General features: G+C 30.8%; 19 protein-coding genes. 8 read left to right on the forward strand and 11 right to left on the reverse strand.

What is annotated here, in order from left to right; translation table 11 throughout:
- Positions 1-305: 305 nt before the first annotated feature.
- Positions 306-1,343: a [FeFe] hydrogenase H-cluster radical SAM maturase HydE gene (hydE, locus tag N4A57_RS06015; RefSeq protein WP_293656837.1), complete on the forward strand. Its 1,038-nt coding sequence runs from the start codon at positions 306-308 to the stop codon at positions 1,341-1,343.
- A gap of 44 nt (positions 1,344-1,387) precedes the next feature.
- On the opposite strand, the gene yfcE is transcribed toward hydE, so the two are convergent.
- Positions 1,388-1,930, reverse strand: coding sequence for a phosphodiesterase (yfcE, locus tag N4A57_RS06020; protein ID WP_293656839.1), 543 nt, complete (start codon positions 1,928-1,930; stop codon positions 1,388-1,390).
- 81 nt (positions 1,931-2,011) lie between these two features.
- Positions 2,012-2,581 (reverse strand): ATP-binding protein, encoded by a 570-nt coding sequence (locus N4A57_RS06025; protein ID WP_293656841.1) that lies wholly within the window; start codon positions 2,579-2,581, stop codon positions 2,012-2,014.
- Positions 2,582-2,780: 199 nt separating this feature from the next.
- Between N4A57_RS06025 and N4A57_RS06030 the strand changes: the two genes are divergently transcribed.
- The 4 genes from N4A57_RS06030 (at position 2,781) to speB (ending at position 6,683) form a co-directional block, all read left to right on the forward strand.
- Positions 2,781-4,232, forward strand: a complete 1,452-nt coding sequence (locus N4A57_RS06030; RefSeq protein ID WP_330671465.1) for an aminotransferase class I/II-fold pyridoxal phosphate-dependent enzyme — start codon at positions 2,781-2,783, stop codon at positions 4,230-4,232.
- A 305-nt stretch (positions 4,233-4,537) separates the two neighbouring features.
- Positions 4,538-4,963, forward strand: coding sequence for an adenosylmethionine decarboxylase (gene speD, locus N4A57_RS06035; protein WP_330671466.1), 426 nt, complete (start codon positions 4,538-4,540; stop codon positions 4,961-4,963).
- 21 nt (positions 4,964-4,984) lie between these two features.
- Entirely contained in the window at positions 4,985-5,839 is an 855-nt protein-coding gene (gene speE / locus N4A57_RS06040) for a polyamine aminopropyltransferase (RefSeq protein WP_293656843.1), read from the forward strand.
- Entirely contained in the window at positions 5,826-6,683 is an 858-nt protein-coding gene (gene speB / locus N4A57_RS06045) for an agmatinase (protein ID WP_293656845.1), read from the forward strand. The genes speE and speB overlap by 14 nt, the downstream gene beginning before the upstream one ends.
- Before the next feature lie 77 nt (positions 6,684-6,760).
- Here speB and N4A57_RS06050 read toward each other — a convergent pair whose 3' ends face one another.
- Complete coding sequence (locus tag N4A57_RS06050; protein ID WP_293656847.1) at positions 6,761-7,900, reverse strand: amidohydrolase; 1,140 nt, start codon at positions 7,898-7,900, stop codon at positions 6,761-6,763.
- Between the two features lie 141 nt (positions 7,901-8,041).
- Between N4A57_RS06050 and N4A57_RS06055 the strand changes: the two genes are divergently transcribed.
- Complete coding sequence (locus N4A57_RS06055) at positions 8,042-8,329, forward strand: hypothetical protein (protein WP_293656848.1); 288 nt, start codon at positions 8,042-8,044, stop codon at positions 8,327-8,329.
- Between the two features lie 235 nt (positions 8,330-8,564).
- Here the strand turns inward: N4A57_RS06055 and N4A57_RS06060 are convergent, their stop codons facing one another.
- Genes N4A57_RS06060 through N4A57_RS06070 form a run of 3 tightly spaced genes read right to left on the reverse strand, consistent with a single transcriptional unit; the run spans position 8,565 to position 10,679 of the window.
- A complete protein-coding gene (locus N4A57_RS06060) occupies positions 8,565-9,122 on the reverse strand; it encodes a hypothetical protein (protein WP_293656850.1) in 558 nt (185 codons plus the stop codon).
- Between the two features lie 34 nt (positions 9,123-9,156).
- The gene (locus tag N4A57_RS06065) at positions 9,157-10,425 is read right to left on the reverse strand and encodes a M20 family metallopeptidase (RefSeq protein WP_293656852.1); all 1,269 of its coding nucleotides are present in this window, start codon (positions 10,423-10,425) and stop codon (positions 9,157-9,159) included.
- Positions 10,422-10,679 (reverse strand): GIY-YIG nuclease family protein, encoded by a 258-nt coding sequence (locus tag N4A57_RS06070; RefSeq protein ID WP_293656854.1) that lies wholly within the window; start codon positions 10,677-10,679, stop codon positions 10,422-10,424. The genes N4A57_RS06065 and N4A57_RS06070 overlap by 4 nt, the downstream gene beginning before the upstream one ends.
- A gap of 179 nt (positions 10,680-10,858) precedes the next feature.
- On the opposite strand from N4A57_RS06070, the gene N4A57_RS06075 reads away from it, so the two are divergent.
- Complete coding sequence (locus N4A57_RS06075; RefSeq protein WP_293656856.1) at positions 10,859-12,226, forward strand: rhodanese-like domain-containing protein; 1,368 nt, start codon at positions 10,859-10,861, stop codon at positions 12,224-12,226.
- A gap of 64 nt (positions 12,227-12,290) precedes the next feature.
- Positions 12,291-12,812 carry a hypothetical protein gene (locus tag N4A57_RS06080; protein WP_293656858.1) on the forward strand — a complete coding sequence of 174 codons (522 nt, stop codon included), beginning with the start codon at positions 12,291-12,293 and terminating at the stop codon, positions 12,810-12,812.
- Positions 12,813-12,881: 69 nt separating this feature from the next.
- Here N4A57_RS06080 and N4A57_RS06085 read toward each other — a convergent pair whose 3' ends face one another.
- The 5 genes from N4A57_RS06085 to N4A57_RS06105 form a co-directional block, all read right to left on the reverse strand.
- The gene (locus tag N4A57_RS06085; RefSeq protein WP_293656859.1) at positions 12,882-13,103 is read right to left on the reverse strand and encodes a YdbC family protein; all 222 of its coding nucleotides are present in this window, start codon (positions 13,101-13,103) and stop codon (positions 12,882-12,884) included.
- A gap of 95 nt (positions 13,104-13,198) precedes the next feature.
- A complete protein-coding gene (locus N4A57_RS06090) occupies positions 13,199-14,569 on the reverse strand; it encodes a putative bifunctional diguanylate cyclase/phosphodiesterase (RefSeq protein ID WP_293656860.1) in 1,371 nt (456 codons plus the stop codon).
- Positions 14,570-14,659: 90 nt separating this feature from the next.
- Positions 14,660-15,190: a hypothetical protein gene (locus N4A57_RS06095; RefSeq protein WP_293656861.1), complete on the reverse strand. Its 531-nt coding sequence runs from the start codon at positions 15,188-15,190 to the stop codon at positions 14,660-14,662.
- Positions 15,191-15,400: 210 nt separating this feature from the next.
- The gene (locus N4A57_RS06100) at positions 15,401-16,105 is read right to left on the reverse strand and encodes a hypothetical protein (protein ID WP_293656863.1); all 705 of its coding nucleotides are present in this window, start codon (positions 16,103-16,105) and stop codon (positions 15,401-15,403) included.
- Between the two features lie 87 nt (positions 16,106-16,192).
- Positions 16,193-16,768 (reverse strand): ferritin family protein, encoded by a 576-nt coding sequence (locus N4A57_RS06105; RefSeq protein ID WP_293656864.1) that lies wholly within the window; start codon positions 16,766-16,768, stop codon positions 16,193-16,195.
- Between the last annotated feature and the right edge of the window lie 15 nt (positions 16,769-16,783).

Genomic DNA, 16,783 nt, shown 5'->3' on the forward strand with positions numbered 1-16,783 from the left:
AATCTTTGGAACCCTGGAACGTCACAACATCCTATTCTACTCCAACATGACACATGAACCTATATACGAAGATTCACACTTTCGCTTGTGACAAGGACTTGGGTGGAAAAGATTTTCAATATATTTTCCTGAAATAGGCCCATATAAAGCAAGTTTATACACCAGAAATCTATAATGTTAATTTAAAGTAAATAAAAATTTTATCAATGGATTTCTTGTAAATTTTTGTATAGCTTGTAAATTTTTATTTTTTTATTTCTTAAGAATTATCTTATATAATATTATTGACGAAAGGAGTGTAATTTATGGATAAATTCCTAAGTAATCTTTATGAAAAAAATGAGGCATCTCAAGATGAGCTTCTTTATATTTTAGATAATATGAATGAAACCTACAAAGAAAAGCTTTTTAACTATGCCCATGAAACAAGTAAAAAATACTATGATAACAAAGTATACATGAGAGGTCTTATAGAGTTTTCAAATTATTGTAAACAGGATTGTATGTATTGTGGTATTCGTGCTTCTAATAAGGTCGCTCATAGATATAGATTAAGTCACGATCAAATAATCCAGTGTTGTGAAATTGGGTATAATCTAGGATATAGAACCTTTGTATTACAAAGTGGTGAAGATTTTTATTATGATACAAAAAAACTCTGTACCCTAATAAAGGACATAAAGAGTAAATATGCCGATGCAGCCATTACCCTGTCCTTAGGAGAGAGAGATTATGATACATATAAAGCCTTATACGAAGCAGGAGCCGATAGGTATTTATTAAGACATGAAGCTGCTTCTGAAGATCTTTATAATAGATTCCATCCAGGAATGAAATTATCAAACAGAATTGAATGTCTTTATAATTTAAAGGAAATTGGCTTCCAGGTGGGAGCAGGTTTTATGGTAGGACTTCCCCATCAAACAAACGAAGATTTAGTGGAGGATCTATTATTTCTAAAAAGACTAAATCCTCATATGATAGGCATTGGACCATACTTACCTCACAAGGACACCCCCCTTAAAGAAGAGAAAAGTGGTACCCTTGAAAAAACTTTAATAATGCTTGCTTTAACTAGACTATTAATTCCTGACTGTCTACTTCCTTCCACTACAGCCGTGGGAACTATTCACAGCAAAGGTAGAGAACAGGCCCTACAAGCAGGGGCTAATGTGGTTATGCCAAACCTTTCTCCCACTAATGTTCGTGAGCTTTATTCCCTTTATGATAACAAAATCTGTACTGGGGACGAAGCAGCCCATTGCAGAGTATGTATCCAAAAGAGAATCCAAAGCGTTGGATTTGAAGTTAATATGGGTCGTGGAGACAGTGTTAGATTATAACCAAAAAGAGAATCCATATGGATTCTCTTTTTGGTTAAGCACATTTATAAGGAAATTGACTTTAGTACATTTCCTCTCAAATCCTTAATTTGAAATAAATTATTTTCCAACACCCCGTAAGAGTTTGGATTATTTTCTTTAGGTAATGTTATGGAACCTGGATTTATCACATACTTATCTCCTACTTCTTTAGCGACAGGAATATGGGTATGACCGTGGATTAATACATCACCACTAGATAATCTATCCATGTTATTTTCATTATATATGTGACCATGGGTTAAAAATAATCTTTTATCTCCATGTAATATGTAATTATAATCTGCGCTTATGGGAAAATCTAACACCATCTGATCCACTTCTGAATCACAATTCCCCCTAATAGCTACTATTTTATCCTTGTATTTATTTAATAACTCTGCCACTTCTTTTGGATTATATTCCTTTGGTAGCGGATTTCTTGGCCCATGATACAATATATCTCCTAATAGGATTAACGCCTGGGCTTTTTCCTTTTCTAATATTTCTATGGCCCTTTTAGCATAATATATGGAACCATGTATATCAGATACAAACATTAATTTCATAATTATCAACCTTTCTTTTAATAATAATTATTATTATAGCAAAAAAGAGTACATACTCATTTATGCACCCTTTAAAAATAATTATTTGTCCTCTACCATATCCTCTTTAAGAATTTCTAATAGCTTCTCTGCTCTTTCCTTTGTTGATCCACTTAGCTGAATAAATGGGACATTTTCTGCTTTTAAGAAAGATAGGATAGCTTCATCCACTTGTTTTGCAACCTCTTCATCTTGCCATCTCACTCCATCTTTTTTATATCCAAATTCTCTAGGCAGGTATATTATGTGATCGTATCTAGGAATGTCTTCAATAGCTAAAACATATAGATCTTTTAGTATTTCAATTTCCTTTTTATTTCTTCTCTTACTTCCTAGCATGAATCTACCGTATATATAGGGAACAAATGTGGCATAATCTGTCAATGCATATTCGTGATCTTCTAAATTGTCTTCTATTCTCTTTTGCCCTAAATAGATTCCGTATTGTTCACTTATGGATTCAATCATTCCCTTGTCTCTTAAATATTCTGTAGAATATTCTAATGCGTAACCTGCATCAATTCCCATAATTTTCATATCAACATATAATTGCTGTATTAAAGTTGTTTTACCACAACGTGGTCCACCTAAAACTGCTACTCTCTTTGCCATTTGCCTAACTCCATCTCTTTTTTTGTTTTATTGACCTCCTTAGTATACTATTTAATACTTCATTTTTCAACAATATATAAGAATATTTTTGACAGTATCACAAACAATTTTTCTCATTGACATTTCTAACATATGTGATAAAATTTTACTGACCTTATCTTTACAATATGAAACTCAAATATAAAGGAGTGACAATATTGTGTCTTTAAACCAATTTTCCACACCATTAATTGATGCTTTAAAAAAATATTCAAATAGTAGCATAACACCCTTTGACGTACCTGGACATAAATTTGGTAAAGGCACAAAGGAGCTTAGGGATCTTTTTGGATCTAATCTAATGAAAATGGATGTAAATTCCATGAAATGTTTAGATAATTTGTCTAACCCAACTAGCGTCATAAAAAAATCTCAGGAACTTTTAGCAAATGCGTATGGGTGCGACCATAGTTTCTTTTTAGTAAATGGTACATCTTCTGGAATACAAGGAATGATAATGAGCGTTTGTGGTCCATATGATAAAATTATCATGCCTAGAAACGTTCATAAATCTGCCGTAAGCGGATTAGTTTTAAGTGGTGCCATCCCCGTTTATATTCAACCAGAAACTAATGAGGATTTAGGCATTGCCATGGGTATGTCCTATGAATCTGTGAAAAAAGCAATTTTGAGTAATCTAGATGCAAAGGCAGTATTTATTATAAATCCTACCTACTATGGTGTCACATGTGATTTAAAGAGGATTGTTGATTTAGCCCATGAACATAATATGTTAGTATTAGTAGATGAAGCCCATGGTGCCCATTTTCATTTTCATGATGACCTACCTATCTCTGCCATGGCAGCTGGAGCGGATATGTCTGCCATAAGCCTTCATAAAACGGGGGGATCTTTGACTCAAAGTTCTGCAATTTTATTAAATGAAAAAAATATTTCTCCCATGAAAATTAGAAATATTTTAAATGTAACTCAAACAACTAGTGCATCCTACCTTTTAATGAGTAGTTTAGATGGTTCTAGAAAAATTTTGGCTACCCGTGGTGAAGAAATTTTTTCTCACATTCTTAGCGTATGTAGATATGCTAGGGAAAAAATAAATAAAATACCACACTTATATGCTTTTTCTAAGGAATTAATTAATAATAGGGGTGTTTATGATTTTGATGAAACAAAACTAAGCATTAAAGTTTCAGACCTGGGCCTTACAGGCTTTGAAGTCTATGAACTTTTAAGAGATAAATATAAGATCCAAGTGGAACTTGGAGATATTAATAATATACTTGCAATAATTAGTTTGGGAGATGATAAAAATTCAGTGGATAAACTAATTAATAGCCTATCCCATATAAGTAAAAACTACAAAAGAGCTAAATCTTTTAACTATAATATATTATTAGAAAACCCAGATATAATAGTTTCACCTAGGGACGCCTTTTATAGTAGAACAAAAATAATTCCCTTAAAAGATTCTATTGGAGAAGTTAGTGGAGAATCTATTATGGCATACCCTCCAGGTATTCCTATAATAAGTCCTGGTGAAAGAATTAGTAAAGAAATAGTTGATTATATAGAAGAGCTAAAGAATCAACATGTTTTAATTACAGATTCCCATGATCCTGAAATTAATAATATTAAAATATTAGGAGCCTAAGAGAAGTCTTTTTACGGGCTTCTTTTTTTACTTCCTTCACTAGAAATTTTTTATATAAAAACTATTGACTTTTTTTAAAAACATAGTATATTTATATTTAGTAAAAATAAACTATTTGTTTAGTAATAGAAAACAAACACTAAAAATAAACTAAAAGTTTAGCAGTAAAAAACCATTCTATTTTTAAACACAAAGTTTATTTTTACTAAACTGTATACTTTAAAAGTAATTAATTTTAAAAAATCATACTGTATTGTAAAGATAGGTCAAAAGGTTTAAATTTCAAGTTTTAGGAGTGAACAATTATGAAGATAGAACAATTAGGGAGACATATATTAGTTGAATTTTACAATTGTGACAAAGAGGTGCTAAACAACCACGCATTAATTGAAAAATACATGAACGAAGCTGCAATAAAGGCAAAAGCCACAATTGTACAAAGTGCCTTTCACATGTTTAATCCATGGGGTGTAAGTGGAGCTGTAATCATTCAAGAATCCCATCTTACTATTCATACATGGCCTGAGTATGGCTATGCCGCAGTGGATTTATTCACATGTGGAGATAGTGTAGATCCATGGATTGCTTTTGATTATTTAGCAGAAAAACTAGAGTCTGAAAAAAGTGAAACTACAGAAGTTCCAAGGGGATTAGTAGATAAAATAAAGCATTATTCAAAAGAAGATTTAGGAACTGTTACATTTAAACCTGTAGATAATGCTGCGTCTTAGACTCGAGGAGGAATAGATATTATGGAATTATGGTATACCGAAAAACACACTGAAGACGTGAAATTTTCTATTAAAGTAAGTAATCATTTATTTACAGGACAAAGTGATTTTCAGCGTGTAGATATTTTCGAAAGTGATGAATTCGGAAAGTTTCTAACATTAGATGGATTAATGATGGTAACAGAAAAGGATGAATTCATCTATCATGATATGATCTCTCATGTGCCAATGGCAACTAACCCAAATATTAAAAATGTATTAGTTATTGGCGGTGGAGATGGGGGTACAGTAAGGGAACTTACTAGGTATCCTTCCATCGAAAAAATTCATATGGTTGAAATAGATAAGATGGTAGTTCATGTATCTAGAGAATATTTACCTATTACATCATCTAAATTAGATGATCCTAGAGTTACATTATTTTATGAAGATGGTATTGAGTTTGTAAAAAACAAACCTAATACATATGACTTAATATTAGTTGACTCTACTGACCCTATCGGACCTGGAGAAGGATTATTTACTAGGGAGTTTTATAGAAATTGTTTTGAGGCTTTAACTGAAGAGGGAATATTAGTTAATCAAAACGAAAGTCCTTATTATGAAGGTGATGCAAGGGAAATGATACGTGCAAGTGAAAAGATTAAAGGAATTTTTCCAATTGCTAAGGTATATCAATTCCATATGCCTACCTACCCATCTGGCCATTGGTTATTTGGATTTGCATCTAAGAAATATGATCCAATTAAAGACTTTAATCCTTCTAAGTGGGAAGAGTTTGGGTTAAAGACAAAATACTATAATAGGCATATTCATATAGGATCCTTCATGCTTCCAACATATGTTAAGGAGATGATTGAAAGTGGCTCTCACTAAAAATACTTTATCATTTATAGGTTTTGAAAATGATTATGAAGAATCTAATTTAGTACTATTTGGTGCTCCCTTTGATGGAACCACCTCCTTTAGACCTGGCACTAGGTTTGGTCCCATGCATATGAGAAATGATTCATATGGACTTGAGACTTATAGCCCCTATATGGATATGGATTTAGAAGATTATAAATTATATGATTATGGAGATTTAGACTTTCCCTTTGGTAATACAAAAAAAGTCTTAGATATGATAAAAGATTTCTCGAGTAAAGTAGTAAAAGCTAATAAGATTCCCCTAATGATAGGTGGAGAACATTTAGTAACTCTACCTGCTGTGGAATCCTTATATGACAAATATAAGGATTTACACATTATCCACTTTGATGCTCATACTGATTTAAGAGTAGATTACATGGGAGAGAAACTTTCCCATGCCACGGTCATAAGGAGAACTTGGGATTTTTTAGGCGACAATAAGATACATCAATTTGGAATTCGCTCAGGGTTGAAAGAGGAATTTAAGTGGGCTAAAGAACACACCAATTTAAATAAATTTGACTTTACTAATTTAGATAACACAGTTGAATCTTTAAAAGGAAAACCCGTTTATGTAACTATAGATTTAGATATACTAGATCCATCTGTTTTTTGTGGAACTGGTACTATAGAACCTGGTGGTGTTACTTTTAAAGAACTTATAGATGCCATAGTATTATTAAAAGATTTAAACATTGTAGGTGCTGATGTGGTTGAATTATCACCCCATTATGACCAAAGTGGCATGTCTACTGCTGTCGCTTGTAAAGTATTAAGAGAATTAACATTGAGTATATTATCTAAATAAACTAGCTTGGTAACTGGTGGATAATATTCTTTAAAAATAAAAAAACAGGCAGTAAGCTCCCACTTACTACCTGTTTTTTATTTTACAATTTCCCCATTTACTATTACCTTATCCACTTTACTTCTCAAGTCAAAGGGGTGTCCATCAAAAATCACCACATCTGCATCCTTTCCAACTTCAAGACTTCCTACCCTATGGTCTATACCCAATATTTTAGCGGGATTTATAGTTATACTTCTAAGGGCAGTGTCTTCCTTTAAACCTTCCCTTGCTGCTAATCCTGCACATAGGGGTAAGTATTGTAGTGGAATCACTGGATGGTCTGTCATTATGGCAAATTCAATACCTTCCTTTTCTAATATGCCCGCCGTTTTAAAGGTAAGATTTTTAAGTTCTATTTTAGATCTTTCAGATAGTGTGGGTCCTATTATTATTCCCTTTTGATAACCTTCCTTTAAATATTTAGTTATTAAATGGGCTTCTGTACAATGTTCTAATGTAATATCTAAATCAAATTCCTTAGCTATCCTTAAAGCCGTTAAAATATCATCAGCCCTATGGGCATGAGCCTTTAATGGAATCTCCTTACTAAGTACCTTTTCTAATGCTTCATACTTCATATTGAATTTAGTATCCTTATCCTTTTTCTTATTGTCCACATATTCCTTAGCCTTCATAAGGGCTTCCCTCATAATGGCAGCTGTGGCCATCCTAGTAGAGGGAGATTTTTTAATATTACTATAGCATCTCTTAGGGTTTTCTCCAAAGGCACACTTCATGGCTAGGGTTTCCTTTACAATCATATCATCTATCCTATCTCCATGGGTCTTTATAACAGAAAATTGACCCCCTATAACATTTGCACTACCAGGTCCTGTTGCCACAGTAGTTATCCCCCCAAGTAGTGCCTCTTCAAAACATCTATCCATAGGATTAATTGCATCAATAGCCCTAAGCTGAGGACTTACAGGATCTACTATTTCATTTCCGTCTGCCCCTTCAAAACCAACGGCATCTTCCCACATGCCTAAATGACAATGGGCATCAATCATACCAGGCATGACAAATTTCCCCTTTGCATCCATTACTATTTCAGCATCCTTTTCCTCTAAATTAGGCCCTACATACTCTATTTTTTTATCCTTAATTAATAGGGCTCCATGTTCATAATTTTTTTCACCCATAGTATAAATATGAGCATTTTTGATTAAAATCATCTTATATACCTCCATATTTTCTTTAAATGACTTGATTTTACAATTTTAGCATGTTACTATTTTCTTATATATTAAATTTTTTTAATAATAATTAGATCTACAAAACTGATATAAACTACACTTATAAAAAGGAGTTATGTTATGAAAGTTAGTATGCAAGAATTAATGGATTTAGTAATACAAAATTTTAAGGCACCTATTAGTCTACTAGAGTTTAAAGATGGTAAAACCCAATTAATTAATGGTCTACCTATAACTTACTTTTTAAGGTTCATTTCTAAAAATGCTGAAGAAATGACAGAATTTAATGATGAATTTCATGTGGAAGAAATTTCATCTACCATATTGAAGATACAGGTTACAGATTCTTACATAATCATAATCGAACAAGATACAGAGGAAAATGTATTGAATTTTGATATTGGATAAAGGGAGTAACTTTACTCCCTTTATCTTTTTTCATTCCCCATGAATAGTTCTTTATTGTAATTTAAAAATCCTTTAATTCTTTATAATCTTCTCTATATTATTATTTTCATAAAAAGATATGATAAATAACTATCATATTTCTTTAGTTGATTAATCTAAATAATATGAATACTGATACTATAATATAAGATTTCATTTGTATAGTAAATCCATAATAAGAGTCTAAACTACATCATCAATATGAGTTATTAGACTTAACCCTATCTAATAATTCTTTTATTTTCAAGTAATCTTCTTCTAAAAGTTCATGTTTATATAGATAATCGTTCACTCCTACTAGAGAAACTAGTAAATATGATTTACCAAACCCCACATTAAAAGACCTATACTTGTGGTTTTCTTTAATATTGAAGTCAATAGAGTAGTCATAAGGATTTTTAGTAGTAGCTATTTCGTTCTTACTTGATTTTACACAATGCAACTTCAATAACGCCTCATAAACATCCTTAAATTTCTCTTTATTTAAAGTAATAGTTTCCATATCAAGCTTTCTTTTCCTATCATATGATGATAAATAGATTTGATTGAATTCTACATCTTCTGTTAGTTTATAAATTTGTCCAAAAGTACTGAGACTTAGGTTTATTAATATATCATCATTTTTAGTCCCCTCTACTTCACCTTCAGAATTATTAGCTTCTATAATTGGTTTTGAATTATCTTCTTTCATCCAAGATATCATTGTAACTGATAAAATTATTCCTATAAGCATGATTATTAGTCTTTTTTCCATTTAACCCCCACCTTATACTATAATTAAGAAATTCCTACTTATTCTCAAATTCTTCCTTAATCAATTTTAACAATTCTTTATCTACTATTACATCATATCCACTTAAGGCCATGGCTGCTGCTCCTTGAATTATTCTTTCATGGGCCTTAGGAGTGATAGTGTTATCTGCAAATTCTTTAGTATGGGCCACTACACCTTCTTTTATGCCTATGTAAGGATGTATTGATGGTACTACATAACTTACGTTACCCATATCTATAGAGCCAAGACCTGATTTATTTTCTTCTAAATCATCTACCTTCATATATTTCATATTATCCTGAAATACCTTTGACAATACTTTATTAGTTACCATATCGTCATAACTTATCTCATAATTTCTAACATTTAATTTAGCTCCTGTCATTAAAGAAGCACCCTTGGCTATATTCTTTACCTTTTCTACAACTTCATTTAAATATTTTCTTTTTTTAGCTCTCACATAGAATTGAGCCACAGCTCGCTCTGGCACTATGTTAGCAGCCACACCACCTTCTTTTATGATCCCATGGATTCTAACATCTGATTTTAGATGTTCCCTTAAGGCATTTATACCATTGAATGTCATAATGACTCCATCTAAGGCATTTATACCTGCCTCTGGTTCAGCTGCTGCATGGCTTGGCTTACCTATAAACTCAAATTCTATGGCATCCATAGCTAGAGAAGTTCCGCTATTAAAACTCTTTGCAGCTGGATGAACAATCATAGCCACATCTATGTTTTCAAATACTCCTCCATTTACCATGTGTACCTTTCCTCCATCCGTTTCTTCAGCTGGAGTTCCTAATACGACTATTTTTCCTCCTATTTGATCTATTACCTTACTAAGACCAATTCCAGCACCTAGCCCCATAGTACCTATCATGTTATGTCCACATCCATGCCCTATGTCCGGTAAAGCATCATACTCACATAAAAATCCAACGGTAGGACCGTCCTTTTTGCTATCATAAGTTGCCTTAAATGAAGTTTTTTGATTAGCTATATTCCTTTCTACTGAAAAGCCATGTTTTTTTAAAATATCCTTTAATAATTGGGAACTTTTAAATTCTTCATTCCCCAGTTCTGGATAATCGTACATAAAGTCATTTATTTTTATAAGTTCATCACTTATTCTATTAATCTCATTTATAATAATCTCTTTCACCATAATCCCTCCTCCGATCATAACTACACAAATCATACTAAATAAGAATCTGAAATTATTAATAGTAAATGCACCAAACTTTTCACTCATTAGGCACATTAATACAATTTTCATTCTATTCCAAATTCCTCAACTAGCTTTTCCTTTTGTTTTTTACTAAGTCTTTTAAAGGCATATTCCCTTTTCATTGCTTCCCTTTTATTTTCAAACTTCTCAAAATATACTAATCTAACGGGTAACCTAGTTCTAGTATATTTGCTACCAATTCCCATATTGTGCATTTGAACCCTTCTTTTGGGACTATTCCCCTTTGTATATCCACTATATAAGGAATTATCACTACATCTTACCATATAAGCAAAGTGCATTTAACCACCCTTTTCTTTATATATAATTCAAAACCATTATAATACTAAATTATACTATATAAAATTTTTATATCATATAAAATTCTATAAACTTTTTCTATTTGTAAAATATTTAGAATTTTTATAGACTATATTTAAAGTGTATTAATTTTCGACAAATTTCGGAGGTGTAAATAAAAGTGTTTCAGACAAAATTAAAAAACAAATTCATATTATTAGCTGCTTTACTTTTAATGGTAACTTCTATTTTCATAGGATGTTCTGATAAAAGTGAAAAAGCAGAAACGACTAGTAACGAATCAAAGGAAATGGGCTATATCGATACATCTGCTTTAACTGAAAAGTTACAAAGTGAAAATACAGTATTAGTAGATACCCGTTCAGATGAAGCTTTTAACGGTTTTAAAGAAAGTGAAAATGTACGTGGAGGACATATTCCTGGTGCTATTCAATTTCCTGCCACATGGTTAGACAAGGTTAAGGATGATAGTGAGTTAAATAATTTATTGAGTGAAAAGGGAATCACAAAGGATAAGGATATTGTAGTTTATTCTGATCATGGAAAAGTTAGTGAAAACCTATATAATAAATTAACTAGTTTAGGTTATGATAAAGTTTCAAACTATAAGTTCTTAGATTGGTCTAAGGATGAATCTAATGAAGTAATTCAATATGAAAACTACCAAGTTTTAGTTTCTCCTAGATGGGTTAAGGATTTAATTGATGGTAAAAACCCAGAAACTTACCCAGGAAAAGGTTACGCACTACTTGAGTCTAACTACAACGGAATGGACATCTATAAAGAAGGTCATATACCTACAGCCCTTCAGTTTGATACTAACGAAATAGAAAAGGGTCCTGAGTGGAATGTAAAGACTGATGCTGAACTTGAAGAAGTAGTTAAAAAGTTTGGTATAACAAAGGATACTACAGTAATCGTATATGGTACTCCTTCTATGGGAGCTGAGAGAGTTGCCCTTGTGATGATGTACTTGGGAGTTGACGATGTTCGTGTACTAAATGGTGGAAAACAAGCCTGGTTAGATGCTGGTTTAGAACTTGAAACTACTGTTAATGAACCTAAATCTATTAAAGACTTTGGAGCTAAAATCCCTCAAAATCCAGACTTAATAATAAATATTCCAGAAGCTAAGGAAGTTCTAAAGGATGGTAAATTAGTAAGTGTTAGAACTTGGGATGAATATATAGGTAAAACTAGTGGTTATAGCTACTTTGATAGAAAGGGTAGAATAAAGGGAGCCATATGGGCTAACTCAGGAAATACATCTCAAGATATGTCAAACTTTGAAGATATAGATGGAACTCATAGAAGTATTTCTGAAGTGGAAAATTACTACAAGGAAATTGGTTTAAATAAAGATGACAAAATGTCCTTCTATTGTGGTACAGGATGGAGAGCATCCTTAACATTCATAGATGCCCACGTACTAGGATGGAAGAACATAAGTGTATTTGATGATGGTTGGTTCCAATGGAGCCTTGATCCAGATAATAATCCTATTGAAATTGGAACTCCTAAAAAATAACAGGATTAAGGAGCTTTACAGCTCCTTGTTTCTGTTTTATTCTTTTTATAAGGGAGGTCATATTTTGAGTAAAATTATAATTATTTTCATAAATTTATTATCAATAATTGGACTTTATTTAGATTTTATCCCTAAATTAAAACTCTATTTAAAATTCAAATCTATTTTCCAGCTAGGTGAAGTCTTATTTCAGTTTTCACAAATAATATTTTTAATAGGTTTATTAGTCTATATTATATTTAATTTTAAATACAAGAAAATATTTTTATTAAGCGTATATATGGCCTTTATAGGATCATTTGCTAATTTAATATTAGATATATATAATGATTACTTTACCTTTAAAAATATGAGTTGGTTAATAGGATATGTCCTATTTTATTTTACTTTAATACTAATTATGAAAAAACGTAAATCATCACTAATTCACATATGTCTTTTCTTTGGTACAATAGGAACTCTATTTATAACCTATGAAGAAGTAAGAAGTGGTATATTTGAAGGAACCCTATTTACACTAAATAGCTTCTATCCCCTAGGTATATTAGTTTTAATATTTTATTTGAAAGACAAAAAAGTTCCTTAACATAAGTTAAGGCATATGAAAGAAATAAACTAGTTTATTTCTTTCATATGCCTAAAGAACTTTTTTATTTTATAAATCCATTTCGTTTAATATATCCCTTAAGTTTTTCAATTCTTCTTTAGATAAAGTAACACCTTTTCCCATTTTTTCACGATCTGTTGCCCAATCTCTTAGGTCATACTTAGGAGGTCTATCATTCCAACTTATTAAATTTAGTTCCTTTGTCCAACCCCTAGATGATTCTGATACTACTCCTTCTGTTTTAATTATTTCATATTTTATTCCAGCCATTTCATTCACCTCTTATATACTTAGTAATCTTAAAATTTTTTCTATAGTTTAAACCCTATTAATTATACCATAACCTAACTCTAAAAAGTTAATACCTATATAGAGGACTCACTATTTTTCTTTAATAATAGCTCAAATTCCCCTGCTGGTATAGGTTTGCTAAAATAGTATCCTTGATATTCATCACACCCCATATATTTTAACATGGCTAGTTGTTCTTCCTCTTCTATACCTTCTGCTACAATTTTTAGGTCTAGTACCTTTGCCATGGTTATAGTTGCTTCTACGATGGTTCTATTTACCTTATCATAGCAAATTTCTTCTATGAATGACTTGTCTATCTTTAATGTATCTATAGGAAACAGTTTTAAATAATTTAGCGATGAATATCCAGTTCCAAAATCGTCTAATGATATGGATATTCCCTTTCCTCTAATTAAGTTTAATGTTTCCCTTGCCTTATAAGGATTTTTCATTATATTAGTTTCTGTAATTTCAAAATTCAAAAGATTAGTATCTATATTAATTTCTTCAATGAAAGTACATACTCTTTTTGTAAAATCATAATCATAAAATCTCTCAGCTGAAATATTTATAGCCACATGGACTGGTTCAAAGCCTTCTTTAATCCAATTTTTTAGCTGTTTCAAAACCTTTATGAATACATAATTATCTATTTCTTTCATTAAGTTATATTTTTCTGCTAATCCTATAAAATATTCAGGAGAAATATAGCCTTTTTCAGGATGATTCCACCTTAATAAGGCTTCACATCCTACCATATTATTATTATGTATATCTACTTTAGGTTGATAATATATATCTAATGTATGATTTCTTACTGCTTCCATCAATTTTTCTTTCATTTGTATATCTTTATAAGATTTTTCTAATAAGTCCTCCTTAAATATTTTAAGATTATTTCCTCCATTTCTTTTCACTTCCATTAAAGCAATATCTGCATATCTATATAGACTATCTATATCTGTACTATGGGAAGGATATATTGCCACTCCTATACTACAATTTATGCCTATAATATTCTCTTCAATATGAAAATCCTTTTTCATTTCTTCCATTATTCTATTAACATTCTTTTCCACATCCATATGAGAGTTTATATCCCCAATAACAACCATAAATTCATCCCCACCCAATCGACTTACTTTATTATAGGTAAAGGAACTTAGCAATCTCTTTCCTATGTTTTTCAATAATCTATCTCCTATATTGTGGTTAAACGTTTCATTTATATGCTTAAAGTTATCTGCTCCCATAAGTGCAACAGCAATTTTCTTATTGGAATGATTTTTGGCTATTATTTCTCTTAGATTTTTTTGTCCATGAACCCTATTGGGTATGTTAGTAAGTGTATCATTGTAATATAAAAACTGAATCTCTTCTTTTTTGTCTTCTAATTCCTTATAGGACTCATCTAATAATTTCCTTTTTTCCATAATTTCCATATTTTTCAGTTTTAACAACTCATTAGACTTTATTAATTTTCTATTTTTTTCTATTACATCATTTCTCTCCTTATCAAATTCTTTTATAATCTACATTAAGAAAATAGATGTTATTATTATATTTATAAACAAATCTACAATTCTATCTATGTACATTTCTTTCGTCTCTAATATGCCATATATAAGATGTGGATACAGAGTTTCTATATATATTAAAATAAAAAGTACCAATATGATAGTTCCCATATGTAGATTTCTTTCTTTACCCCTAAGTAAAATTGTTATTAATATCATAATAGATATGAAATAGTAGGAGTGCCCTCCATGTAATCCTCCACTAGAAAACCAACCCCATATGGCTAATCCAATTATAGTTCCTATAAATAATCTTTGTAATTTATTATTATTATATATATACTCATAGGATATATATGTACACAAAATTGCCCCAATATACATTAGCCACATTCTCCCTTGATAAACATCTATTATGAGACTAATAAATATTAAAAATACCATAGTTATACTGGCAAGTATATTCATGCATAAAAAATATTTTTCTTCTAAACATATTCCTTCCCTATCATAGATCAATTCTTTTACTCTCTTTAGCAGATTCATATTTTCACTCCAAATATTTTCCTAATTTTTAATCTTTTTAGAATATTGAATTTCAAGAAACTTCTACATTTCATTCCATTTTAGGATATTTTTCTTATTTTTCCTCTATAACTAGGATACCAGTATTACACAAGTTGTCAATAGTGTTAATGAATCACCAAATTGTGCACAACTTCAATGGTTTTCACAACGGTCTTTAATATGATTAATTTAATATATTATAAGATTAATCTCTTTACTCTTATCTAAATTCTGTCCTTGAGGAACTATGGTTATTTTAGCATTCCCTTTCTTACTCACTTGAAATAATCCTGCTTTCATATATTTCACACAATTATCTGGTACACTAGATATTAATATTCTATCCGTATAATTATTTAAGCCTTTTTTTAATAGCTGAACTATACTTCCAATCTTTATCCTTTCGTTGTAGGGATGTACATATGTATTTCCCCTTGAATCTATCCCATATCTTATAATATGAGCATTTGGATAGGGCGGTATTATAAAGGGCTTAAAGGTAAATTGCTTATGACCCATTTTCCATACTTTATATTTATTTCCTACGCCCCTAACCAGCCTAGTATCATAAAAAAATACACTCCCCTGAAATAAAACCTTTTCTCCTATTAAAATCCTAGGTGTTTTCTCCTTAATTCCTAACACATCATAGGATATGAACTCTCCGTTTCCCTCTGGCTGAGAGTAAAATACTAAAACATAATCACCTGTAACATTCCATATCTTATTATATATCTCAACTCCCAAATAATTCAAACTAGTGTAGTATAGTGTAGTACTTTTATAATCCTCATCCTTCTTCAATTGAATATTGGTTTTTTTATTCTTTGTATCCTCATTCATCAAAAGAACATATTTATCTCTACCTAACATTACATTAAAAGCATTTGTCAATATAATCACCCCTTATACTAAACATATACCATATTATACCTACAAATGACTTTTTCATAAAAAAAAGAAGCTACCCTATGTAACTTCTTAAGATTTTTCTTTTCTACTTTCTGCTATTATTTCATGTTGTTTTTCCACCTGGGATAGGGCCTGTAATACTTCCTTTATCACAGGACTAGAGACTATCTTACTATTTTTATTGTAAAACTCTATGGCATGCTTTTCTCTCTTTCTAGCTTCTTCTAACAATAGGTCATCATTATCATGTTTAGTATAATCTGGTTTATGAAGGTTAGGCATTTCTTTAAAACCACCTAATATTTTATGTACTTTAGCATGCATAAATTCTACAAAGCTTAGTTCCCTAAATAATTCTCTTATTTCATTATTTTGGGCCAACTGGCTAGCTTCCTTATAAAACTCACCATTAAACACTTCTAGCTTCATGGCCTTATCTAATACTTTTAAAGTTTCTTTATCTAAATCTTCACTCTCCACTTTAAATAATGGACTATTATTATCTAAATAAACTTTTCCAACTCCACAAAAAGGGCAATTTATTATGTGATCTTTTTCATTTTTTTCTAAAAAGGTATTTTCATTTAATTTATAGTTTTTCAGGTTTATATTCATTCCACAAATTAAGCATTTTATTTGTCCCATATTATTCCTCCTTCT

The sequence above is a fragment of the Anaeromicrobium sp. genome, from assembly GCF_025210435.1.
GTDB lineage: Bacteria > Bacillota > Clostridia > Peptostreptococcales > Thermotaleaceae > Anaeromicrobium.

Bases quoted from the DNA above. Each gene is read 5' to 3' on its own strand.
- N4A57_RS06105 (WP_293656864.1), bottom strand. From the start codon at position 16,768: ATGGGACAAATAAAATGCTTAATTTGTGGAATGAATATAAACCTGAAA.
- N4A57_RS06060 (WP_293656850.1), bottom strand. From the start codon at position 9,122: ATGGAAAAAAGACTAATAATCATGCTTATAGGAATAATTTTATCAGTT.
- speD (WP_330671466.1), top strand. From the start codon at position 4,538: ATGAAGATAGAACAATTAGGGAGACATATATTAGTTGAATTTTACAAT.
- N4A57_RS06085 (WP_293656859.1), bottom strand. From the start codon at position 13,103: ATGGCTGGAATAAAATATGAAATAATTAAAACAGAAGGAGTAGTATCA.
- N4A57_RS06070 (WP_293656854.1), bottom strand. From the start codon at position 10,679: ATGCACTTTGCTTATATGGTAAGATGTAGTGATAATTCCTTATATAGT.
- N4A57_RS06095 (WP_293656861.1), bottom strand. From the start codon at position 15,190: ATGAATCTGCTAAAGAGAGTAAAAGAATTGATCTATGATAGGGAAGGA.
- speE (WP_293656843.1), top strand. From the start codon at position 4,985: ATGGAATTATGGTATACCGAAAAACACACTGAAGACGTGAAATTTTCT.
- yfcE (WP_293656839.1), bottom strand. From the start codon at position 1,930: ATGAAATTAATGTTTGTATCTGATATACATGGTTCCATATATTATGCT.
- hydE (WP_293656837.1), top strand. From the start codon at position 306: ATGGATAAATTCCTAAGTAATCTTTATGAAAAAAATGAGGCATCTCAA.
- N4A57_RS06065 (WP_293656852.1), bottom strand. From the start codon at position 10,425: ATGAAAATTGTATTAATGTGCCTAATGAGTGAAAAGTTTGGTGCATTT.
- N4A57_RS06055 (WP_293656848.1), top strand. From the start codon at position 8,042: ATGAAAGTTAGTATGCAAGAATTAATGGATTTAGTAATACAAAATTTT.
- N4A57_RS06090 (WP_293656860.1), bottom strand. From the start codon at position 14,569: ATGGAAATTATGGAAAAAAGGAAATTATTAGATGAGTCCTATAAGGAA.
- N4A57_RS06025 (WP_293656841.1), bottom strand. From the start codon at position 2,581: ATGGCAAAGAGAGTAGCAGTTTTAGGTGGACCACGTTGTGGTAAAACA.
- N4A57_RS06050 (WP_293656847.1), bottom strand. From the start codon at position 7,900: ATGATTTTAATCAAAAATGCTCATATTTATACTATGGGTGAAAAAAAT.